General features: G+C 68.1%; 21 protein-coding genes and 2 tRNA genes. 18 read left to right on the top strand and 5 right to left on the bottom strand.

From position 1 onward, the window contains the following. Positions 1–16 precede the first annotated feature (16 nt). The 8 genes from rapZ to ACWA14_RS09360 all read left to right on the top strand — a co-directional run bounded on the left by rapZ (position 17) and on the right by ACWA14_RS09360 (position 6,566). Positions 17–892: an RNase adapter RapZ gene (gene rapZ, locus ACWA14_RS09395; RefSeq protein ID WP_463792733.1), complete on the top strand. Its 876-nt coding sequence runs from the start codon at positions 17–19 to the stop codon at positions 890–892. Between the two features lie 68 nt (positions 893–960). Further along, on the top strand, positions 961–1,938 hold the full coding sequence (whiA, locus tag ACWA14_RS09390) for a DNA-binding protein WhiA (protein WP_463792731.1): 978 nt from the start codon (positions 961–963) through the stop codon (positions 1,936–1,938). 184 nt (positions 1,939–2,122) lie between these two features. Further along, positions 2,123–2,749 carry a superoxide dismutase gene (locus ACWA14_RS09385; RefSeq protein WP_463792729.1) on the top strand — a complete coding sequence of 209 codons (627 nt, stop codon included), beginning with the start codon at positions 2,123–2,125 and terminating at the stop codon, positions 2,747–2,749. A gap of 116 nt (positions 2,750–2,865) precedes the next feature. Continuing rightward, entirely contained in the window at positions 2,866–3,876 is a 1,011-nt protein-coding gene (gene gap / locus ACWA14_RS09380; protein WP_463792726.1) for a type I glyceraldehyde-3-phosphate dehydrogenase, read from the top strand. Between the two features lie 10 nt (positions 3,877–3,886). After that, positions 3,887–5,101 (top strand): phosphoglycerate kinase, encoded by a 1,215-nt coding sequence (locus ACWA14_RS09375; RefSeq protein ID WP_463792725.1) that lies wholly within the window; start codon positions 3,887–3,889, stop codon positions 5,099–5,101. Then, positions 5,092–5,883, top strand: coding sequence for a triose-phosphate isomerase (gene tpiA, locus ACWA14_RS09370; protein ID WP_463792722.1), 792 nt, complete (start codon positions 5,092–5,094; stop codon positions 5,881–5,883). The genes ACWA14_RS09375 and tpiA overlap by 10 nt, the downstream gene beginning before the upstream one ends. 81 nt (positions 5,884–5,964) lie before the next feature. After that, positions 5,965–6,213, top strand: a complete 249-nt coding sequence (gene secG, locus ACWA14_RS09365; protein ID WP_247630445.1) for a preprotein translocase subunit SecG — start codon at positions 5,965–5,967, stop codon at positions 6,211–6,213. Then, the gene (locus ACWA14_RS09360; RefSeq protein ID WP_463792719.1) at positions 6,213–6,566 is read left to right on the top strand and encodes an RNA polymerase-binding protein RbpA; all 354 of its coding nucleotides are present in this window, start codon (positions 6,213–6,215) and stop codon (positions 6,564–6,566) included. The genes secG and ACWA14_RS09360 overlap by 1 nt, the downstream gene beginning before the upstream one ends. A 71-nt stretch (positions 6,567–6,637) precedes the next feature. Here the strand turns inward: ACWA14_RS09360 and ACWA14_RS09355 are convergent, their stop codons facing one another. Together ACWA14_RS09355 and ACWA14_RS09350 are read right to left on the bottom strand one after the other, a co-directional pair. Beyond that, on the bottom strand, positions 6,638–7,852 hold the full coding sequence (locus tag ACWA14_RS09355) for a hypothetical protein (protein WP_463792716.1): 1,215 nt from the start codon (positions 7,850–7,852) through the stop codon (positions 6,638–6,640). A 136-nt stretch (positions 7,853–7,988) separates the two neighbouring features. Next, a tRNA-Gly gene (locus ACWA14_RS09350) sits at positions 7,989–8,062 on the bottom strand. Between the two features lie 110 nt (positions 8,063–8,172). On the opposite strand from ACWA14_RS09350, the gene ACWA14_RS09345 reads away from it, so the two are divergent. From ACWA14_RS09345 to clpX, 10 genes are all read left to right on the top strand, one after another. Then, positions 8,173–8,246, top strand: a tRNA-Pro gene (locus ACWA14_RS09345). A 62-nt stretch (positions 8,247–8,308) separates the two neighbouring features. Further along, positions 8,309–9,841, top strand: coding sequence for a trigger factor (gene tig / locus ACWA14_RS09340; protein WP_463792713.1), 1,533 nt, complete (start codon positions 8,309–8,311; stop codon positions 9,839–9,841). A gap of 72 nt (positions 9,842–9,913) precedes the next feature. Beyond that, a complete protein-coding gene (locus ACWA14_RS09335) occupies positions 9,914–10,396 on the top strand; it encodes a tetratricopeptide repeat protein (protein WP_463792712.1) in 483 nt (160 codons plus the stop codon). A gap of 79 nt (positions 10,397–10,475) precedes the next feature. After that, positions 10,476–11,072, top strand: a complete 597-nt coding sequence (locus tag ACWA14_RS09330) for an ATP-dependent Clp protease proteolytic subunit (protein WP_463792709.1) — start codon at positions 10,476–10,478, stop codon at positions 11,070–11,072. A 20-nt stretch (positions 11,073–11,092) separates the two neighbouring features. Continuing rightward, positions 11,093–11,734, top strand: a complete 642-nt coding sequence (locus tag ACWA14_RS09325) for an ATP-dependent Clp protease proteolytic subunit (protein WP_463792707.1) — start codon at positions 11,093–11,095, stop codon at positions 11,732–11,734. Positions 11,735–11,889: 155 nt separating this feature from the next. After that, complete coding sequence (locus ACWA14_RS09320) at positions 11,890–12,828, top strand: sugar-binding transcriptional regulator (RefSeq protein ID WP_463792705.1); 939 nt, start codon at positions 11,890–11,892, stop codon at positions 12,826–12,828. Continuing rightward, positions 12,825–13,826, top strand: a complete 1,002-nt coding sequence (deoC, locus tag ACWA14_RS09315; RefSeq protein WP_463792703.1) for a deoxyribose-phosphate aldolase — start codon at positions 12,825–12,827, stop codon at positions 13,824–13,826. Before ACWA14_RS09320 ends, deoC begins: the two co-directional genes overlap by 4 nt. A gap of 10 nt (positions 13,827–13,836) precedes the next feature. Continuing rightward, positions 13,837–15,279 carry an aldehyde dehydrogenase family protein gene (locus tag ACWA14_RS09310; protein WP_463792700.1) on the top strand — a complete coding sequence of 481 codons (1,443 nt, stop codon included), beginning with the start codon at positions 13,837–13,839 and terminating at the stop codon, positions 15,277–15,279. After that, a complete protein-coding gene (locus tag ACWA14_RS09305) occupies positions 15,276–16,127 on the top strand; it encodes an aldehyde dehydrogenase family protein (protein WP_463792698.1) in 852 nt (283 codons plus the stop codon). Before ACWA14_RS09310 ends, ACWA14_RS09305 begins: the two co-directional genes overlap by 4 nt. Before the next feature lie 155 nt (positions 16,128–16,282). Continuing rightward, positions 16,283–17,551 carry an ATP-dependent Clp protease ATP-binding subunit ClpX gene (clpX, locus tag ACWA14_RS09300; protein ID WP_463792696.1) on the top strand — a complete coding sequence of 423 codons (1,269 nt, stop codon included), beginning with the start codon at positions 16,283–16,285 and terminating at the stop codon, positions 17,549–17,551. A gap of 66 nt (positions 17,552–17,617) precedes the next feature. Here the strand turns inward: clpX and ACWA14_RS09295 are convergent, their stop codons facing one another. The 3 genes from ACWA14_RS09295 to valS all read right to left on the bottom strand — a co-directional run bounded on the left by ACWA14_RS09295 (position 17,618) and on the right by valS (position 22,556). Beyond that, positions 17,618–19,684, bottom strand: coding sequence for a M3 family metallopeptidase (locus tag ACWA14_RS09295; RefSeq protein WP_463792694.1), 2,067 nt, complete (start codon positions 19,682–19,684; stop codon positions 17,618–17,620). A gap of 62 nt (positions 19,685–19,746) precedes the next feature. Beyond that, positions 19,747–19,962: a hypothetical protein gene (locus ACWA14_RS09290; RefSeq protein ID WP_463792692.1), complete on the bottom strand. Its 216-nt coding sequence runs from the start codon at positions 19,960–19,962 to the stop codon at positions 19,747–19,749. Beyond that, positions 19,962–22,556: a valine--tRNA ligase gene (gene valS / locus ACWA14_RS09285; protein ID WP_463792691.1), complete on the bottom strand. Its 2,595-nt coding sequence runs from the start codon at positions 22,554–22,556 to the stop codon at positions 19,962–19,964. Before valS ends, ACWA14_RS09290 begins: the two co-directional genes overlap by 1 nt. Positions 22,557–22,661: the final 105 nt, after the last annotated feature.

The raw sequence follows: 22,661 nt of genomic DNA, 5'->3' as shown, positions 1-22,661 counted from the left end.
AAGGAGCAGGAAAGCGATGACTGACAGCAGTGACAAGGGCCAGTTCCTCATTGTCACCGGTATGTCCGGAGCCGGCAGGACGACCGCCGCGAACGCACTGGAAGACCTCGGCTGGTACGTGGTCGACAACCTCCCCCCGCAGATCCTCCGGCCGTTGCTCGACCTCACCGACATGGGCGGCAAAGCGCTTCCGAAGGTGGCCGCCGTCGTGGACGTCCGCGGACGCAACCTGTTCGACGACTTCCCCGGTGTCGCTCGTGCGCTGCGCTCCCGCGGCTCCGTGCGCGTGCTGTTCCTCGACGCGGCAGACGACGTGCTCGTCCGCCGCTTCGAGGCGGTGAGACGACCGCAGCCTCTGCAGGGTGATGGCACGCTGCTCGACGGCATCCGCATCGAGCGCGCCAAGCTCGCACCGATCCGCGAGGCCGCGGATCTGGTGATCGACACCTCCGCCCTCAACATCCATCAGCTCGCCACCCAGGTGTCCGACCTCTTCTCCGAGGAGGGCGATGCGAGGCACCGCGTGACCCTGCTGAGCTTCGGATTCAAGTACGGCCTGCCCACCGATGTGGACCTGGTCGCCGACATGCGCTTCCTGCCGAATCCGTTCTGGAACGAAGATCTCCGCGGCCTCACCGGTCAGGACGACCCGGTCCGCGACTACGTGCTGTCCCGCGAAGGTGCGTCCGAGTTCCTCGACGCCTACGCGGCGGCGCTGGTGCCCGTGCTCGAGGGCTACCAACGGGAGAACAAGAGCCATTCCACCGTCGCCATCGGGTGCACCGGTGGCAAACATCGCTCTGTGGCGATGTCCGAGGAGCTCGCCCGCCGGCTTTCGGCGATCCCGGGCGTCGCTGTGAACGTGCGTCACCGCGACCTCGGCAGGGAGTGAGCACGTCACCTGGCCGAGTAGGCTGGAGGTTTGCGTCGCGACCCGGCGCGTGAACAAAGAGGAGTGTCGTGGCACTAACCACTGACGTCAAGGCTGAGCTCGTCAGCATCCGCAACGCACCCCCGACGGTGCGCGTCGCAGAGGTGACGGCGATCCTCCGGTTCGCCGGCGGACTGCACTCGATCGCCGGTCGAGTGGCCGTCGAAGCGGAAGTCGACGCCGAGACGCTGGCGCGTCGCGTCGCCCGCGACCTCGCCGAGATCTACGGCGTGCGACCCGAGATCGCTCAGGTGCAGTCGAGCACCGCCAACGAAGGAGCACGCTGGGCAGTCCGCGTGATCGGTGCAGGCGAGACGCTCGCCCGCCAGACGGGACTCCTCGACCAGCGTCGACGTCCCGTCCGCGGTCTGCCGAACCGCCTCACCACCGGGTCCCGTGCCGAGATCGCCGGACTGTGGCGGGGGGCGTTCCTCGCCGCCGGCACCCTGAGCGAGCCGGGCCGTTCCGCGATGCTCGAGGTCGTCTGCCCGACGTCGGAGGCGGCGATGGCGCTCGTCGGTGCGGCTCACCGTCTGGGCGTCGCGGCCAAGGCGCGTGAGGTGCGCGGCATGCCGCGCGTCGTCGTGCGCGAGGGTGAGGCCATCCGCACGGTCCTCGCCGAGATGGGCGCGCACAAGACGGCCGTCGCCTGGGAGGAGCTGCGTCAGCGCCGCGAGGTGCGCGCGGGCGTCAACCGCCTCGTGAACTTCGATGACGCCAACCTCCGGCGCTCCGCACAGGCCGCTGTCGCCGCATGCGCACGCGTCGAGCGTGCCCTCGAGATCCTCGCCGACGAGGTGCCGGATCACCTTCGCGTCGCCGGGGAGCTGCGTCTGGCGCATCGCGACGCGAGCCTCGACGAACTCGGGCACCACGCCGACCCGCCGCTGACGAAGGACGCCGTGGCCGGACGCATCCGCCGCCTGCTCGCGATGGCGGACAAGCGCGCCCAGCAGGAAGGGATCCCGGGCACGGAGGCTGCTGTGCCTGCGGGTCTCGACGCCTGATCCACCCCGTCATCTCGGAAGCCGACCCTCCCGGAGGGTCGGCTTTCGGCGTCATAAGGGGGAAGGATCCCATCCGTCATGACGTTGTCGTCACTAGGATGAGTTAAGTCCGCTCTGCGTCGCACATCGGCGGTGCAGAGGATCGGCAAGCGCCGCGGCGCGGCGCGGATTGGATGAAAGCGACATGGCGACCTACACGCTCCCCGACCTTCCCTACGATTTCGCAGCTCTCGAGCCGCACATCAGCGGCAAGATCATGGAACTGCACCATGACAAGCACCACGCGACCTACGTCGCCGGCGCGAACACCGCCCTCGAGCAGCTCGCCGAGGCGCGCGACAGCGGCAACCTGGCGAACGTCAACAAGCTCGAGAAGGACCTCGCGTTCAATCTCGGCGGTCACGTGAACCACTCGATCTTCTGGACGAACCTCTCCCCGAACGGCGGAGGCGAGCCCGAGGGCGAGCTGAAGGCCGCGATCGACGAGTACTTCGGCTCGTTCGCGAAGTTCCAGGCGCACTTCACGGCTGCCGCGACCGGCATCCAGGGCTCCGGCTGGGCCGTCCTCAGCTGGGACTCGATCGGATCGCGTCTGATCATCCAGCAGCTGTTCGACCAGCAGTCGAACACGGCTCAGGGCACGATCCCGCTGTTCCAGTTGGACATGTGGGAGCACGCCTTCTACCTGGACTACCTGAACGTGAAGGCCGACTACGTCAAGGCCGCATGGAACATCGCCAACTGGGAGAACGTCGCCCAGCGCCTCGACGTCGCCCGTAAGCAGACCAACGGCCTGCTGGTACTGTCGTAATCGGGTTGCGCCCCGGCGAGTTCACGCTCGCCGGGGCGCCATCTCAGCCAAAAACCCCCCGCGCTTCGCGTATGCAGGAATGCTGCGTGCGGTGCACGAGAAACAGGGAGACCTGAGTGTCTGTCAAGATCGGTATCAACGGCTTCGGCCGTATCGGACGCAACTACTTCCGCGCGGCTCTCGCGCAGGGAGCGGACATCGAGATCGTCGCTGTCAACGACCTCACCGACAACAAGACCCTTGCCCACCTGCTGAAGTACGACTCCGTGGGCGGTGTCCTCGACGCGAAGATCAGCTACGACGACGAGAGCATCACGGTCGACGGCAAGCAGATCAAGGCATTCGCCGAGCGCGACCCCGCCAACCTCCCGTGGGGTGAGCTGGGTGTCGACATCGTCATCGAGTCGACCGGCTTCTTCACCAAGGCGGACCTGGCGCGCAAGCACATCGACGCCGGAGCCAAGAAGGTCCTCATCTCCGCACCGGGCACCGGTGTCGACGGGACGTTCGTGATGGGTGTGAACGAGGACTCGTACGACCCGGAGTCCCACCACATCATCTCCAACGCCTCGTGCACCACCAACTGCCTCGCACCCCTGGCGCAGGTCTTCAACGACGCGTTCGGCATCGACCGCGGCTTCATGATGACGGCTCACGCCTACACGGCCGACCAGAACCTGCAGGACGGGCCGCACAGCGACCTCCGCCGTGCACGCGCCGCCGCGATCAACATCACGCCGGCATCGACCGGTGCTGCCAAGGCCATCGGCGAGGTGCTGCCGGAGCTCCAGGGCAAGCTCAGTGGATCGTCATACCGCGTTCCGGTTCCTACCGGATCGATCGTCGACCTCACGCTGATCACGGACCGCGAGAACCTCACGGTCGACGAGGTCAATGAGGCCTACAAGAAGGCTGCTGCGGAGGGTCGCCTCGCCGGCTTCCTGCAGTACAACGAGGACCAGCTCGTCTCGAGCGACATCGTGCACAACCCGCACTCGTCGATCTTCGACTCGACGCTGACCAACGTCAGTGGCAACCTGGTCAAGGTCTCCAGCTGGTACGACAACGAGTGGGGTTACTCCAACCGCCTCGTCGACCTGACCGAGTACGTGGCCGAGCGCCTCTAAGCTCAGACCCATGACTCTGCGCACCCTGGACACACTGGGGTCGCTCGAGGGCAAGCGCGTCATCGTCCGTTGTGATCTCAACGTCCCCTTGCGGGATGGGATCATCACGGACGATGGCCGTGTCCGCGCCTCGCTGCCGACCCTCAACGCACTGATCAACGCGGGTGCCCGCGTCGTCGTGTGCTCCCACCTCGGACGCCCCGACGGCGCGCCCGACCCCCGCTACAGCCTCGAGCCCGTGGCGCAGCGACTGTCCGAACTGCTCGGCGCGCCCGTCGCGTTCGCCCGCGATACCGTCGGGGAATCGGCGACGGACGCGGTGGAGGCCCTCGAGGACGGCGGAGTCGTCGTGATCGAGAACCTGCGTTTCAACGCCGGTGAGACCGCTAAGGACGACGCCACGCGTTCGGCCTTCGCGAAGCAGCTCGCCGAACTCGGCGACGTGCTGGTGTCCGACGGCTTCGGCGTCGTGCACCGCAAGCAGGCGAGCGTCTACGAGCTCGCGGAGCTGCTGCCCTCGGCGGCCGGTCTGCTGATCGCGGCGGAACTCGACGTGCTCGACCGTCTCACGGAGACGCCCGAACGTCCGTACGCGGTGGTCCTGGGCGGTTCGAAGGTCAGTGACAAGCTCGGCGTGATCTCCCACCTGCTGCCGCGGGTCGATCGGATCCTGGTCGGCGGCGGCATGCTGTTCACCTTCCTCAAGGCGCAGGGCCACGCGGTGGCGTCGAGCCTGCTGGAAGAGGATCAGCTCGAGACCGTGCGCGGATACATGACGGAAGCGGCCGAACGGGGCGTGGAGTTCGTGCTCCCGACCGACGTGGTCGTGGCCGCGTCGTTCAGCGCGGATGCCGCCCACGAGACCGTGTCGGCCGACGCGATCGAGTCGACGGCGTTCGGTGCCTCCGGCATCGGTCTCGACATCGGACCGGAGACCGCGGCGCGCTTCGCCGAGGTGATCCGGAGCTCCAAGACCGTGTTCTGGAACGGCCCCATGGGTGTGTTCGAGTTCCCGGCATTCGCCGCAGGAACCAAATCCGTCGCGCAGGCGCTCACCGATGTCGACGGCCTCAGCGTCGTCGGCGGCGGCGACTCCGCCGCGGCGGTGCGTCAGCTCGGATTCACCGACGACCAGTTCGGTCATATCTCGACCGGCGGCGGCGCAAGCCTCGAGTTCCTCGAGGGCAAGAAACTACCCGGCCTGGAGGTGCTCGGATGGGCATGACAACCCGTACCCCGCTGATCGCGGGCAACTGGAAGATGAACCTGGACCACCTGCAGGCGGTCGCGTTCGTGCAGAAGCTGCACTGGACGCTCAAGGACGCCAAGCACGAGGACGGATCGGTCGAGGTCGCGGTGTTCCCGCCGTTCACCGACATCCGTAGCGTGCAGACGCTGATCGATGCGGACAAGATCCCCTTCGCACTCGGTGCGCAGGACATCTCGGCGCACGACTCCGGGGCGTACACCGGTGAGATCTCCGGTGCCTTCCTGGCGAAGCTCGACGCGAAGTACGTCATCATCGGCCACTCCGAGCGTCGTGAGTACCACGCGGAGTCCGATGAGATCGTGGCGTCGAAGGTGCAGGCTGCCCTCAAGAACAGCCTGGTTCCGGTCATCTGCGTCGGCGAGACCTCGGAGGACCTGGAGAAGTTCGGCGCCAGCGCGGTGCCCGTCGGTCAGCTCGAGGCCGCGCTGAAGGGCGTCTCGCCCTCGGCCGACATCGTCGTGGCCTACGAGCCGGTCTGGGCCATCGGCTCGGGCCAGGCAGCGACCCCGCAGCAGGCGCAGGATGTCTGCGCCACGTTGCGCACGGTCATCGCGAAGTCCCTCGGCGACGAGGCGGCCGCCCGCACCCGCATCCTGTACGGCGGATCGGTGAAGGCCGCGAACATCGCGAGCTTCATGCGTGAGCCCGATGTGGACGGCGCGCTGGTCGGCGGAGCGAGTCTGGTCGTCGACGAGTTCGCCGCGATCATCCGCTTCGAGAAGCACGTCGGCGTATGAGTGCGGCGGGGCTCCGGCCCCGCCGCACCGTATACTTGACCGTTACGGGGGCGCTCCTGCCCCATCGAAAGGCTCTTTCTCGTGGCAATTCTCGAGTTCGTCCTGCAGGTCGTGCTGGGTATCACCAGCGTCCTGCTGACTCTCCTCATCCTCCTGCACAAGGGGCGCGGCGGCGGTCTGTCCGACATGTTCGGCGGCGGCATGACGTCGGCGGTCGGCTCGTCCGGTCTCGCTGAGCGGAATCTGAACCGCTTCACCGTCGTTCTGGCGCTGGTGTGGTTCGTCGCGATCGTGGCACTGGGCCTCATCACGAAGTTCGAGGTGATCTGATGGCTACTGGCGGCAACGCAATCCGCGGCACTCGTGTCGGTTCCGGCCCGATGGGCGAACAGGACCACGGGTACCACGCCGACCGCATCGCGGTGACGTACTGGGACGGGCTCGGCAACGAGACCACCCGCCACTTCGCCGCGGGGCTCCCGGAGGACGAGATTCCGGAGACGATCGATCACCCTCAGTCCGGACTGCCCGCGGGGCGCGACAAGGCGAACCCGCCCGCGCTCGCGAAGGCGGAACCGTACAAGACGCACCTCGCCTACGTGAAGGAGCGTCGCACCGACGAGGAAGCCGTGCAGCTCCTCGACGACGCGCTCACCCAGCTGCGCGAGCGCCGGGGCCAGTGACCCTGCTCTGACGACGCGAAGGGGCCCTCACGATCTGATCGATCGGGAGGGCCCCTTCTGCGTGTCTCCGCTCACCGGCACCCCGCGGCCGCGTCGATGTAGTTCTGCGGGGGGTAGCCGTAGGCCCAGACGCCGTTCGCGTCGTCGGTGTAGCCCATGCTGATGGCCCAGGCGGTGGCCCACTTCTCGATGCTGTCCTGCGTCGAGGCGTCATACATGTCGGCGCACTTGACGCTGATCGCGTGACCGACCTCGTGCACGACGAGAGCCTGGCTGCGAGCATTGGGCCACTGCTCGGCGACGGAGTCGGACAGTTCGATCACGGCGCGTCCCGGTTCGTCCCACCACCAGGTCGTGTAGCCGCCCATGCCGCCGTCGTAGCCGTAGCCGTTCACGATGGGAGCCCAGTCGAACTCGAGCAGCACCCCCGGCGCGATCGAGCGGGCGAAGGCCTCGACCTCCAGACGCGCGCTGAGCAGGGGCCCGGCCTTCTCGGCCAGCTCGGCGTTCTCGGACTCCACGAGCCGGGCGCTCGCGACCTGGAGGGACGAGAACGCGTCGACGGCCTGCGCATCGAGCGCGACCGTCGCCGAGACATCCTCGACGGCGCCCCGCAGGGCGATCACGCTGTCGTTGCGCGCGGACACGTGCGCGGATTCCAGACCGCCGGCCGTCGCCGCGGCAGAGGCCAGAGCGTCCATCCCGGAGGCGTCGAGAGCGGTGTCGGCCGCGGCGATGTCGTCGGATTCGTCCCGGAGCTGAGCGGTGAGGTTCGCGGCGTCCGTGCTCTGCCGGGTGAGTGCGTCCGTCGCCCCGAACAGTTCCCAGAACCAGCTCGGCTTGCGGGCGGGGGAGAGGACGGGTTCGGCGATCAGCGGCTCCGCCGCAGCGAGGGCATCGGACGCCGCCGTGCCGGCCGCGGCGAGTGCCTCGGCGCGCCCGGCGTCGATCAGACCGGCGGTGTCGCTCTCGAGGAGGAGGCTCGCGGCATCCGCCGTCGTGCGGAGCTCGTCACCGGCGACGCGCACGGCCGCCTGCTCTTCGATCGCCGTCTCGGCGGTCGCCGTGTACTGCTCTTCGGCGCTGTCGTATCCGAGGTTCGCGGACAGCTGCAGTGCTCCGATCGCGACGGCCGCGGCCGTCGCGCCGATGATTCCCCACACGAGGCCGGGACGACGACGGCGGAGGGGCGCCGGCGACGGCGGCCCCGCCGAGAAGCGGGACGGGAGGAGATGGCCGCCCGGCACCGTCGGATTCGGACTTTCGACCGGGTTCACATCCGTCACGGCATCCCTCTCCGGTCGGCAGACCGGGCGGCGCTGACCTTGCGACGAGTCTAGGTGAGGAGGTCGTGGAGGAGGCGGGGGCGTCCGAGGGGAAAGCGAAGAACCCCCGCCCGGAGGCGAGGGGTTCTCTGTGAAGTGGAGGGGCTGACGGGAATCGAACCCGCATCATTAGTTTGGAAGACTAAGGCTTTACCACTAAGCTACAGCCCCGGATCCGAGCCATCTGGGCGGCTCGGGAACCGACTCTACGATCATAGCGGACTGTCGAAGGGCTTCCTGTCCGTTAGACTCGGTGGGGCTGAATCTGCGTGCGGATTCCCCGGGGCGTAGCTCAGTTTGGTAGAGCGCCCGCTTTGGGAGCGGGAGGTCGCAGGTTCAACTCCTGTCGCCCCGACACGGCTCGACAAGCCTTCAAGCCGCGTGTCTGCGCGGAGACCACAAGGAGAACACACCAGCATGGCGAACAGCACCGTCGAGAAGCTGACCCCGACCCGGGTCAAGCTCAGCATCACGGTCACCCCCGAGGACCTCAAGCCCAGCATCGCTCACGCATACGAGCACATTGCGCAGGATGTCCAGATTCCTGGATTCCGCAAGGGCAAGGTCCCGGCCCCGATCATCGACCAGCGCATCGGACGCGGTGCGGTCATCGAGCACGCCGTCAACGAGGGCCTCGACAAGTTCTTCCGAGAGGCCGCGGCCGAGCACAAGCTCCGCATCGTCGGCCGCCCGGCCGCCGACATCGTCGAGTGGCCGAACCAGAAGGACTTCTCCGGCGACCTGCTCGTCGACATCGAGGTGGACGTCCGTCCCGAGATCGACCTTCCCGACTACGCCGGGATCACGGTCACCGTGGACGCGATCGAGGCGGATGACGCCGCTCTCGACGCCGAACTCGACAACATGCGCGCACGCTTCGGCACGCTCATCCCCGTCGACCGTCCCGCCGCGAAGGGTGACTTCGTCGAGCTCGACCTGGTCGCCACGATCGACGGCGCCGAGATCGACCGCGCCGAGGGCGTCTCGTACGAGATCGGCTCGGGCGAGCTGCTCGAGGGCATCGACGATGCGATCGAGTCCCTCACCGCAGGTGAGGACACCACGTTCCGCTCTTCCCTCGTCGGCGGCGACCACGCCGGCTCCGAGGCCGAGGTCGCCGTGAGCGTCAAGGCCGTCAAGGAGCGCGAGCTGCCCGAGGCCGATGACGAGTTCGCCCAGATCGCCAGCGAGTTCGACACGATCGCGGAGCTGCGCGCCAGCCTCGCCGAGCGCGTCGCGCAGCAGGGCGTCTTCACGCAGGGCTCCGCCGCGCGCGACAAGCTCGTCGAGGCGCTGCTCGAGAAGGTGGAGATCCCGGTCCCGCCGAAGCTCATCGAGGACGAGGTGCACAACCACCTCGAGGGTGAGAACCGCCTCGAGGACGACGTGCACCGCGCCGAGGTCACCGAGGCGAGCGAGAAGCAGTTCCGCACGCAGGTGCTCCTCGACACGATCGCCGAAGAGGCCGACGTCCAGGTCTCGCAGGAGGAGCTGAGCCAGTACCTCATCCAGTCGGCATCGCAGTACGGCATGGCCCCGCAGGAGTTCGTCGAGGCGCTGCAGTCCTCGAACCAGCTTCCCGCGCTCGTCGGCGAGGTCGCGCGCAACAAGGCGCTCGCGATCGCGCTCGGCAAGGTGAAGGTCGTCGACACGAACGGCAAGAAGGTCGACCTGTCGGACTTCATCGTCACGGACGACGAGGCCGAGGAGACGCCGGAGCCCGAGGAGAAGCCCGCCAAGAAGGCTGCTGCGAAGAAGTCGGCTGCGAAGAAGGCCGCCGACAAGGCGGACGACGCCGAGGCCGCGGAGAAGCCCGCTGCCAAGAAGCCGGCTGCCAAGAAGGCTCCTGCCAAGAAGGCGGACGACGCCGAGGCGACGGAGAAGCCCGCTGCCAAGAAGCCGGCTGCGAAGAAGGCTCCCGCGAAGAAGGCCGCCGACACGGCGGAGTGACCGCGGAACGAATCGAAGAGGGGCGGATGCTGCGGCATCCGCCCCTTTTTCGGCACAGGAGGGGAGAAGCGCATGGACACGTGGGATGAGCGGATCGCGGCCATCTGGGCCGACGAGTCCCTCACCGACAGCGAGCGCATCGCGCAGGTCGATGCGGTCGCGGGCGAGCGGGACGAGCAGGATGCCCGCGCGCTGTTCGAACGCGCCGGAGCACGCGACTCGGCAGGAATCGAGAGCGAGGCGGAGCCGCTCTACCGGGCCGCTCTCGCGGCAGGCCTCGATGAGGAGCACCGCCCTCAGGCCGTGATCCAGTTGGCGAGCACCGTGCGCAACCTCGGTCGTATCGACGAGGCGCTCGAAATGCTGCGCGAGGAGCACGAGCGCGGCGGACCCTTCGCCGACGCCGCCGCAGCCTTCTACGCGCTGGCGCTGGTGTCACACGGAGACGCGCGGGAGGGGGCCGCGGTGGCGCTCACCGCGCTGGCTCCGCACCTGCCGCGCTACACGCGCTCGGTCACCGCCTACGCGCGCGAACTCGGCGCCTCGCCACGCTGATATGCCGACGGCGAACACGGCCTGCCCGTCGCGCCGTCGCCGGTAGATTCGAAGCACGAACACGGAAACAGGAGCTGAAATGGCTGCAGAACCCCTTGTCGCGACGAGCGTCTTCGACAGGCTGCTGAAGGATCGCATCATCTGGCTTGGTTCAGAGGTGCGTGACCAGAACGCCAACGAGATCTGCGCGAAGATCCTTCTTCTCGCCGCGGAAGACTCAGAGAAGGACATCTACCTCTACATCAACTCGCCCGGTGGTTCCATCACCGCGGGTATGGCGATCTACGACACGATGCAGTTCGTTCCGAACGACATCGTCACCGTGGGCATCGGCATGGCCGCATCCATGGGCCAGCTGCTGCTCACCAGCGGCACCAAGGGCAAGCGCTACATCACCCCGAACGCGCGTGTTCTGCTGCACCAGCCCCACGGCGGCTTCGGCGGCACGTCGAGCGACATCCAGACGCAGGCGCAGCTCATCCTCTCGATGAAGAAGCGTCTCGCCGAGATCACCGCAGGGCAGACCGGCAAGTCGGTCGAGCAGATCAACGCCGACGGTGACCGGGACCGCTGGTTCACGGCGGAAGAGGCCCTCGAGTACGGCTTCGTCGACCACATCCGCGAGCACGCCAGTGACGTGGCCGGCGGCGGCGGCACTGCGGACGCCGCAGAATAACCGGATTCGAAAGGACTCTCATGCACACCCCCACCTTCCAATCCGCAGGAACTCTGCCGTCCAGCCGCTACGTGCTCCCGCAGTTCGAGGAGCGCACGGCCTACGGCTTCAAGCGTCAGGACCCGTACAACAAGCTCTTCGAAGACCGTGTGATCTTCCTGGGCGTGCAGGTCGACGACGCCTCCGCCGACGACGTGATGGCCCAGCTGCTCGTCCTGGAGAGCCAGGACGCCGAGCGTGACATCACGATGTACATCAACTCGCCCGGTGGCTCCTTCACCGCCATGACGGCGATCTACGACACGATGCAGTACGTCGCGCCGCAGATCCAGACCGTCGTGCTCGGTCAGGCGGCTTCGGCGGCGTCGGTGCTCCTCGCCGCCGGTGCGCCCGGCAAGCGTCTCGCCCTGCCGAACGCGCGCGTTCTGATCCACCAGCCCGCCATGGGCGAGGCGGGTCAGGGCCAGGCGTCCGACATCGAGATCCAGGCGGCGGAGATCCTCCGCATGCGCACCTGGCTCGAGGAGACCATGGCCACGCACACGGGTCGTCCGGTCGAGCAGATCAACCGCGACATCGACCGCGACAACATCCTCTCGGCCGCGCAGGCGCTCGAGTACGGCATCGTCGACCAGGTGCTCAGCTCGCGCAAGCGGGTCTGAGAACGGCGACACGAAGGGGCGGCAGTCATGGGACTGCCGCCCCTTCGGCGTGCACTGCGACGGATGCGCAGTGGTGTTCGACGCTTCTGCTCATATGAGCAGAAGCGTGCGCGGACGGGTGAACAGCCGTACGCTGGTCACGGAAGGAGGATGCCGTGGAAGACGAACTGCTGATGGTCCGTATCGCCGAGCTGTACTACGACGAGGACAAGACCCAGGACGAGATCGGCGCCCTCCTGAAGGTCTCCCGCTGGAAGGTGGGGCGTCTGCTCACTCAGGCGCGCGAACGCGGCATCGTCCGCATCGAGATCGTGCACCCGCGCGCACGTCGGCTCGGACTCGAGCGCCTGCTCGTCGACCGTCACCCCGGACTCGCGGAGGCCGTCGTCGTCCCCGCACCGGAGGGGGACGAGGCCACCCTCGAGCGCGTGGCACAGGCCGCGGCCGACTACCTCACCGCGCTTCGCCCGGTGCCTCGTACGCTCGGCGTCAGCTGGGGGCGCACGCTGCGCGCCGTCGCCGAGGCCCTGCCGCACGGCTGGGCGAGCGGTGTGACCGTCGTGCAGCTCAACGGGGGAGTGAGCCTCAACCGGCGCTCCGGAGGGGCCGCGGGACTCGCCGTGACGATCGCGCAACGCGCGTCGGGGCACGTCTCCCTGCTGCCCAGTCCGGCGATCCTGGAGCGCGTCGAGACGAAGCAGGCGATCGAAGCCGACCGCACGGTCGCCGGCATCCTGGAGGAGGCGGCGCAGGCGCAGGCTTTCCTGTTCACCGCGGGCCCCAGCGATGCGAGCTCCGCCCACGTGGAGAACGGCTACCTGTCCGTCGAGGACGTCGAAGAACTCGCCCGGCGCGGCGCGGTCGGAGATGTGCTCGGGCGCTACGTGGACGCCGAGGGCAACATCGTCGACTCGCAGCTCGACGCCCGCACGGTCGGTGTGAGCCTGGATCGCCTGCGCGGAGCAGCGCGCGCGATCTTCGTCACCGCCGGCCGCGCGAAACATGACATCGCTCGCACAGTGGTCGCCAGCGGCCTGTGCAGCGTCCTGGTGACCGATGAGACCACAGCACGAGCATTGTTGGAGGAACAGTGACGACCCAAGAACTGAGCCGTAGGGCGGCGGTGGACGTCCTCGGCGGTGAGCCGGACGACGCCACGCTGCGCCGATTCCTGCACGGCCTGCCCGGAGTCGACGCGGTCGGGCTGGAGCAGCGCGCTGCCGGTCTCGGCACGCGATCGATCAAGACGACGTCGAAGGCCTGGGCCCTCGACACCATCATCCGACTGATCGACCTCACCACGCTGGAAGGCTCGGACACCCCGGGCAAGGTGCGGTCGCTCGTCGCGAAGGCGAAGAACCCGGACGCCGCGGATGCGTCGACGCCCCGTGTCGCCGCCGTCTGCGTGTACGGGGACATGGTGCCGGACGCCGTGGCCGCTCTGGGCGCGCTGCACGGCGACCCGGACGAGGGCCTGATCTCGGTGGCAGCGGTCGCGACCGCCTTCCCGAGTGGGCGATCCTCGCTCGCGATCAAGCTGGCCGACACGGCCGAGGCGGTCGCGGCCGGTGCCGACGAGATCGACATGGTCATCGACCGCGGGGCCTTCCTCTCCGGACGCTACGGGCTCGTGTACGACCAGATCGCCCAGGTCAAGGAGGCCTGCCGCCGCGCGGACGGCTCGTACGCCTCACTCAAGGTGATCCTCGAGACCGGTGAACTCAACACCTACGACAACATCAAGCGGGCCTCGTGGCTCGGCATCCTCGCCGGCGGCGACTTCATCAAGACGTCCACGGGCAAGGTGCAGCCCGCGGCCACGCTGCCCACCACGCTGCTGATGCTGGAGACCGTCCGCGACTGGCACCGGGGAACCGGCCAGAAGATCGGCGTGAAGCCGGCCGGCGGCATCCGCGCGTCGAAGGACGCCGTCAAGTATCTGGTGACGGTCGCCGAGACGGTGGGCGAGGAGTGGCTCCAGCCCCACCTGTTCCGCTTCGGCGCATCGAGTCTCCTGAACGACGTGCTGCTGCAGCGTCAGAAGCTCGCCACCGGCCACTACTCCGGCCCCGACTACGTCACGATCGACTAGGAACCCACATATGTCATTCCTGGAATACGCTCCGGCCCCCGAGTCCACCGCCGTCCTGAACCTCAAGGACAGCTACGGGCTGTTCATCGACGGCGAGTTCGTCGACGGCTCCGGCACGCCGTTCAGCACCATCTCGCCCGCCACGGAGAAGCACATCGCCGAGATCGCCTCGGCGAGCGACGACGACATCGACCGTGCCGTCGCCGCCGCGCGACGCGCCTACGAGAAGACCTGGTCGCGCATGAGTGGTCGCGATCGCGGGAAGTACCTCTTCCGCATCGCCCGCCTCGTGCAGGAACGCTCCCGCGAGCTCGCCGTGGCCGAGAGCCTCGACAACGGCAAGCCCATCAAGGAGAGCCGTGATGTCGACGTGCCCCTCGTCGCCTCCTGGTTCTTCTACTACGCGGGCTGGGCCGACAAGCTCGATCACGCCGGCCTCGGTGCGAACCCCCTCGCTCTCGGCGTCGCCGGTCAGATCATCCCGTGGAACTTCCCACTGCTGATGCTCGCGTGGAAGCTCGCCCCGGCTCTCGCCGCCGGCAACACGGTCGTGCTGAAGCCCGCCGAGACCACGCCGCTGACGGCGCTGATCTTCGCGGAGATCCTGCAGCAGGCCGATCTTCCCGCCGGGGTCGTGAACATCGTGACGGGTGCCGGAGCCTCGGGCGCCGCCCTCGTCCGTCACCCCGACGTCGACAAGGTGGCCTTCACCGGCTCCACCGGTGTCGGTCGTGACATCGCACGGGCCGTCGCGGGGACGCCGAAGAAGCTCACGCTCGAGCTCGGTGGCAAGGCCGCGAACATCGTCTTCGACGACGCACCGATCGACCAGGCCGTCGAGGGCATCGTGAACGGCATCTTCTTCAACCAGGGCCACGTCTGCTGCGCCGGCAGCCGACTTCTGGTGCAGGAGTCGATCCACGACGAGGTCATCGACCGGCTCAAGTCGCGTCTGTCGACCCTGCGTCTGGGCGATCCGCTCGACAAGAACACCGACATCGGAGCCATCAACTCCGCGGCTCAGCTCGCGCGTATCCGCGAGCTGAGCGACATCGGCGAGGCAGAAGGCGCCGAGCGATGGACGGCCGACTGCGCGATCCCCGAGCAGGGCTTCTGGTTCGCGCCGACCATCTTCACGGGTGTCGAGGCCTCGCACCGCATCGCGCGCGACGAGGTGTTCGGCCCGGTGCTGTCGGTGCTCACGTTCCGCACCCCGGCGGAGGCGATCGCCAAGGCCAACAACACCCCCTACGGACTCTCGGCCGGCATCTGGTCGGACAAGGGCTCGCGGATCCTCGCGGTCGCCGACCGTCTGCGTGCCGGAGTGGTGTGGGCCAACACGTTCAACCGATTCGACCCGTCGAGCCCGTTCGGCGGATACAAGGAGTCCGGATACGGCCGCGAAGGCGGACGTCAGGGTCTCACCGCGTACCTGAAGGGGGCTGCGTCATGAGCAAGCGACTGACCGTGCCGAAGACGTACAAGCTGGCGATCGGCGGGGCCTTCCCCCGCAGCGAGTCCGGGCGCACCTACGAGGTGACCTCTCCGAAGGGGGCGTTCCTCGCGAACGCCGCTCAGGGATCACGCAAGGACGCCCGGGATGCCGTGGTCGCGGCGCGCGCCGCCGTCAAGGGCTGGTCGGGCGCGACCGCGTACAACCGCGGTCAGGTCCTGTACCGCGTCGCCGAGGTGCTCGAGGGCCGCCGCGCGCAGTTCATCGACGAGATCGTCGCGCAGGAAGGCGTCTCGACCGGTTCCGCCGCCGCACAGGTCGACGAGGCGATCGACCTGTGGGTCTGGTACGCCGGTTGGTGCGACAAGTACGCGCAGGTCGCCGGGAACGCCAACCCGGTGTCGGGGCCGTACTTCAACATCTCGGTGCCCGAACCCACCGGCGTGGTCGCGATCATCGCACCGCAGGACTCGTCGCTGCTCGGCCTGGTGTCGGTCGTCGCGCCGGCCCTGGTCGCCGGGAACACCGTGGTCGTGGTCGCCAGTGAGCGGCATCCGCTCTCCGCGATCAGCCTCGCCGAAGTGCTCGCCACCAGCGACGTCCCGGGCGGAGTGGTCAACGTGCTCACCGGATCGCCCGCGGAGATCGCTCCGTGGCTGGCCTCGCACCAGGATGTGAACGCACTCGACCTCGCGGGGGCGGGCAGCCTCGACTGGGTCGACCTGCAGATCGCCGCCGCCGACACGCTGAAGCGCGTGCTCACGCCGGGAGATGTGGTCGCGTCTCCTGAGCGGATCACGGCGTTCACCGAGATCAAGACCGTCTGGCACACCAAGAGCATGGTCTGACGCCGGCTCCGAGAAGGGCCCGTGCTGCGCATCCCGCGGCACGGGCCCTTCGGCGTGCGCGACGCGGACAGGCGAGTCCGCGCCAATGCGTCCCGGTGTCGGATGCAGACGTTAGGCTCGGAGGACGATCTCTGGATCCCCCTAGGAGGACCTTCATGGCCCGTATCGGTGAAAGCGCCGATCTGTTCAAGTGCTCATTCTGCGGAAAGAGCCAGAAGCAGGTGCAGCAACTCATCGCCGGCCCCGGTGTGTACATCTGCGACGAGTGCGTCGAGCTGTGCAACGAGATCATCGAGGAGCGCATGGCGGAGTCCTCCGCCGACGGCGTGGCGGAGTTCGAGCTGCCCAAGCCGCGCGAGATCTTCTCCTTCCTCGAGGAGTACGTCGTCGGTCAGGAGCCCGCGAAGCGCGCCCTGTCCGTCGCGGTGTACAACCACTACAAGCGCATCCGCGCGCACGGCACCCTGCAGTCCGCCGAGCAGCGTGCCGAGGAGATCGAGATCGCGAAGAGCAACATCCTGCTCATCGGTCCGACCGGCTGCGGGAAGACGTATCTCGCCCAGACCCTCGCGAAGCGTCTGAACGTGCCGTTCGCGGTGGCCGACGCCACGGCGCTCACGGAGGCAGGGTACGTGGGCGAAGACGTCGAGAACATCCTGCTCAAGCTCATCCAGGCGGCGGACTACGACGTCAAGCGCGCCGAGCAGGGCATCATCTACATCGACGAGGTCGACAAGATCGCGCGCAAGGCGGAGAACCCGTCGATCACGCGCGACGTGTCCGGCGAGGGCGTGCAGCAGGCGCTGCTCAAGATCATCGAGGGAACCGTCGCGTCGGTGCCGCCGCAGGGCGGCCGGAAGCACCCCCACCAGGAGTTCCTGCAGATCGACACGTCCAATGTGCTGTTCATCGTGGCCGGCGCGTTCGCCGGTCTGGAGGACATCGTCTCGGCGCGCGTCGGCAAGCACGGCATCGGGTTCGGCGCTCCGCTGCACGACAAGAACAAGGATCTCGACCTCTACAGCGAGGTGCTCCCGGAGGACCTGCACAAGTTCGGCCTGATCCCCGAGTTCATCGGGCGTCTGCCCGTCGTGACCTCGGTGTCGCCGCTCGATCAGACTGCGCTCATCGATATCCTCACCGGTCCGCGCAACGCCTTGGTCAAGCAGTATCAGCGCATGTTCGAGATCGACGGCGTGACCCTCGAGTTCGAGGAGGACGCTCTGCGCTCCATCGCCGACCTCGCCGTCGAGCGCAAGACCGGCGCGCGTGGACTCCGAGCGATCCTGGAAGACGTGCTGGGACCCATCATGTTCGAGATCCCGTCGACAGACGATGTCGCGAAGGTGATCATCACTCGTGCCGCCGTCGATGAGGGCGCGGCGCCCACGATCGTGCTGGAACGCAAGCGCAAGAGCGCCTGACGTCCACGCCGGATCCTCGGCGTACGCGGGAGTGCCCCGGAGCGATGATCACTCCGGGCCGGGGAATCAGTCCTCGGTCGCCATCGCGAGTCCGCGGCGCTTGAGCAGGTGGGCGATGTCTGCCACACGGCCGCGGAACTCGTGGTACGCCTCCAGCGGGTCCTTCGACCCGCCGACGCCGAGCAGCCGCTCACGGAACCAGTCGCCGTTGTCGCGGGTGAGCCCGCGGTTCTCCCGGAACCATTCGACGGTGTCGGCGTCGAGGACCTCACTCCAGATGTACGAGTAGTACCCTGCGCTGTAGCCGCCCGAGAAGACGTGCGCGAAGTACGTCGAGGAGTACCGCGTCGGCACCGCCGGGTTGTCCAGACCGATGTCGGCGAGGGCGGCCGCTTCGAAGGCGGCGACGTCGTCGATGTCGGCGTCCACCCCGACACGATGCCAGGCCTGGTCGAGCCACGCAGCCGCCAGATATTCGCTCGTCGCGTGACCCTGATCGAAGGTCTCGGTCGCGCGCAGACGGTCGATGATCGTGGGATCGAGCGGCTCGCCGGTCTCGTGATGCCGCGCGTAGTTGTCGAGGACTTCGGGCCAGAGGATCCACATCTCGTTGACCTGGCTCGGGAACTCCACGAAGTCGCGGAAGACGTTGGTGCCGGCGAAGTGCGGGTAGGTGACCTCGGCGAACAGCCCGTGCAGTGCGTGACCGAACTCGTGGAACAGCGTGGTCACCTCGTCGAGGGTGAGCAGTGTCGGCTCTCCTTCGCCGGGCAGCGGCACGTTCAGGTTGTTCACCACGACGGGCGCCGAGCCGCGCAGTCGGGATTGGCTGACGATCGGGTTCATCCAGGCGCCACCGCGCTTGGTGTCGCGGGTGTAGAGGTCGAGGATGTAGAGCCCGAGAGCGCTGCCGTCCTCGTTGCTGACCTCGAACACGCGCGCACCAGGGTGATAGGCCGGGATGTCGGTGCGCTCGACGAACGTCACGCCGTACAGGCGGGTCGCGGCGAAGAACACGCCGTCCTGCAGCACGCGCTCGGCCTCGAACCACGGACGCAGCGCGCTCGTGTCGATGTCGTACTCCGCCGCGCGCACCTTCTCGGTGTAGAACGCCCAGTCATGCGCCTCGACCGGGAACGGCTCCGGCTCGATCCGGTCTACGATCGCTCGCAGCGCCTGTTGTTCCGTGAACGCGTTGAGCGCGGAGGGCGCGGCGAGGGCGCGCAGCATGTCCTCGACAGCCTGCGGGCTGCCCGCGGTCTCGTCCGCGGTCACGTAGGCCGCGTGCGAGGGGTAACCGAGAAGAGCGGCGCGCTCGGCCCGGAGGCGGACGATCTCGCGGAGGACGAAACGGTTGTCGTTCGCGTTGTCCTGCGATCCCCGCGCCTGGGATGCCGCCATGATCCGCCGTCGCGACTCGCGGTTGCGGAGCTGCGCCAGATACGGATGCCCCGTGAAGAGGGGCAGTGTGACGACGAACCGTCCCTCGAGTCCGCGTTCGCTCGCCGCCCGTGCAGCCGCGGACAGCTCCCCGGCACTCACGCCCTCGAGATCGTCCGCCGAGTCGAAGACGACGGCGAGATCGTTCGTGTCGCTGAGCAGGTTGCGCTCGAAGGTGTTGCTCAGCGCGGAGAGCTGCTGGTTCAACAGCGTGAGGTGCGCCTTCGCTTCGTCGTCGAGCGCGGCGCCGGCATGCGTCATCTCGCGGTGGTGCCGCTCGACGAGATACCGCTGCTCGGGATCGAGTTCGAGGGTGTCGAGACGATCGTGCAACTGCTGCACCCGCCAGTACAGCGCGCCGTCGAGCGTGACGGCATCGGTGTGCGCGGCCATGAGCGGGGCGAGCTGCTCGTCGACGGCCTGGATCTCGGGGGTCGCATCCGCCGAGCTGACGGTGTAGAACGCGTGGGCCACTCGATCGAGCAGGGAGCCCGCGCGCTCGATCGCCTCGATCGTGTTCTCGAACGTCGGCATCGAGCGGACCATCGTGATGCGCGAGATCTCCTGCAGGTGCTCCGTGAAAGCGGCACGGAAGGCGGGCAGGTAGTGCTCCGCGCGGATCAGCCGGTAGTCGGGGATGCCGTACGGCAGCGTCGAGGGCTGGAGCAGCGGATTCGAGGCATCGATGGTCATGATCCGAGCCTATCCACCCCGGAGCCCGCGGAGCCCCGGGAGGTCGAGACCAGCGCGGCGCGTCAGTCCTGGAAGGGGCGGGCGACGACCTCACCGGTCGCCGTCTGGAGGACTTCCCAGCCGGCGTCGAGCTCGGCGATCGCCCGGCCCTCGAGCCACGTGAGCGTCCAGTGCCCGGTGAGCCCGCGTCCCTCGACCTCGGCGATCGCGGGACGCAGGGAGGCGGGCACGGAGGCCGGAGCCTCCGTGCCGGTCGCCCAGCGGGTGCCGAGCTGCATCAGGACTCCTCCGCCGGAGCGAGCTCGATCGCCGTGACGGCCAACGCCTCGGCCTCACCGAACTCGAGCTCGGCGATCCGGCCGACGGCGCGCAGGTCGTCGGCCGCGGCCCGCAGTGCGACGAGCTTGGCGGCGGGGGCGACGATGGCGGCACGGGCGACGGGCGTCTTCTGCGAGGCCTTCGCCTCCGTCTTGGCCCGGCGGATGCCGATCAGCGCCTCGCTCGCGGCCGCGAGCACGGCGGGGTCGCCCTCGATGTCGAGCGCCTCCGGCCAGGCCGAGGTGTGGATCGAGCCCTCCTCGAACCACGACCAGGCTTCCTCCGTCGCGAACGAGAGCACGGGAGCCAGCAGGCGCAGCAGGGCGGAGAGGGCAAGGCGCAGGGCGAGTGCGGCGGATGCCTGTCCCACGTCGGTCTGGTTGTAGGCGCGTTCCTTGACGAGCTCGAGATAGTCGTCGCAGAACGTCCAGAAGAACGACTCGGTGATCTCCAGCGCTCGGGCCTGATCGTAGTTCTCGAATGCTGCGGTGGCCTCACCGATCACGCGGTCGAGGGTCGCGAGCATCGACGCGTCCAGGGCGTGGGTCACCGCCGCGCCCTCGGGCACCGGGAACGACAGCACGAACTTCGCGGCGTTGAGGACCTTGATCGCCAGGCGGCGTCCGATCTTCACCTGCGTCGGATTCTGCGGGTCGAACGCGGCATCCGTTCCGAGGCGACTCGACGCCGCCCAGTAGCGCACGGCATCCGAGCCGTGGGTGTCGAGGATGTCGGCGGGTGTGACCACGTTGCCCTTCGACTTCGACATCTTCTTGCGGTCGGGGTCGACGATGAAGCCGGAGATCGCCGCATTGCGCCAGGGTGCCCTGTCGTCTTCCAGGGTCGAGCGCAGCATGGTCGAGAACAGCCAGGTGCGGATGATGTCCTGGCCCTGGGGGCGCAGATCGAACGGTGCCGTGAGGTTCCACAGCTCCTCGTCGCGCTGCCAGCCGCCGGCGAGCTGCGGGGTGAGCGAGGAGGTGGCCCAGGTGTCGAGGATGTCGGCCTCGGCGTCGAAGCCACCGGGCACGCCGCGCTGGTCCTCGGTGTAGCCCGCGGGCACATCGATGGTCGGATCGATCGGCAGCACGGCGTGCTCGGGTGCCAGCACCCGGTCGTAGTCGCGGGCGCCGTTCTCGTCGAGCGCGTACCAGAGCGGGATCGGCACACCGAAGAAGCGCTGGCGCGACACCAGCCAGTCGCCCGTGAGCCCGCCCACCCAGTTCTCGTAGCGCACGCGCATGAAATCGGGGTGCCAGGTGAGCTCCTTGCCGCGCGCGACGAGCTCGTCGCGGAGATCGGCGTCGCGGGCGCCGTTGCGGATGTACCACTGGCGCGTCGACACGATCTCGAGCGGCCGGTCGCCCTTCTCGAAGAACTTCACGGCGTGGGTGAACTGCTTGCCGACCGCGGTCATGTCGCCGGTCTCCTGCAGCTTCTCGACGATGGCCTTGCGGGCGCTGAACACGGTCTTGCCGGCGAGCTCTGCGGCGTACCAGTCCGCGGCATCCGCATTCGCGACCGACTCGGGAGCGGCGGGCAGGAAGCGCCCGTCCAGGCCGATCGTGGTCATGTTCGGCAGGTGGTCGCCGCTCACGGTGCGCAGCTCGCGCCACCACACGATGTCGGTCACGTCGCCGAAGGTGCAGACCATCGCCGCGCCGGTTCCCTTATCGGGCTGGGCGAGGTGGTGACCGTGGATCTCGATCTCGGCGCCGAAGAACGGTGTGCGCACCTTCGTGCCGATCAGATGCTTGTGCGGTCCCTCGGGATGCGTCACGATCGCGATGCACGCCGGGAGCAGCTCGGGACGGGTCGTGTCGATCGCGATCGAGCCGGAGCCGTCCGTGAAGGGGAACTCGATCGTGTGGTACGCCGCGGGCTGGTCGCGGTCCTCGAGCTCGGCCTGCGCGATGGCGGACCGGAAGTCGATGTCCCACAGCGTGGGAGCGAGGTCCTGGTAGGCCTCGCCGCGCTCGATGTTGCGGAGGAACGCGAGCTGGCTCTGGCGGATGGTCTCGTCGGAGATCGTGCGATACGTCTGCGTCCAGTCGACGCTCAGGCCCAGCTGGCGGAACAGCGCTTCGAACTGCTTCTCGTCCTCGATCGTGAGGCGCTCGCACAGCTCGATGAAGTTGCGACGGCTGATCGGCACCTGGTCGGCGGCGCGGCTGGACTTGTTGTCTCCGCCCTCGAACGGGGGAGTGAAGTCGTCGGTGTAGGGCAGCGTCGGGTCGCAGCGCACGCCGTAGTAGTTCTGCACACGGCGCTCCGTCGGCAGCCCGTTGTCATCCCACCCCATCGGGTAGAACACGGTCTTACCGCGCATGCGCTCGAAGCGTGCCTTCACGTCGGTGTGGGTGTAAGAGAACACGTGGCCGATGTGGAGACTGCCCGACGCCGTGGGCGGCGGGGTGTCGATCGAGTACACGCCGTCGCGGCCGGACTCTGCGGCGCGCAGGCGGTCGAACAGGTACGTTCCGTTCTGCGCCCACCGGTCGTCCCACTTCGCTTCGAGACCTTCGAGGACGGGCTTGTCGGGGATTGCAGACATGAAGGTCTCCTTGCGCGATGTATGCGGCACTGTGTGAGCGTGCCTGAGTGTGGGTCCGCGGCAAGTCTACCGAGCGATCGCGGCGCCGACGTCGTCGCAACTTCG

Source organism: Microbacterium sp. TW_SC_2 (assembly GCF_055361165.1).
Note: the sequence above shows the minus strand (reverse complement) of the source record. Positions and strands in the feature narration are given on the sequence as shown.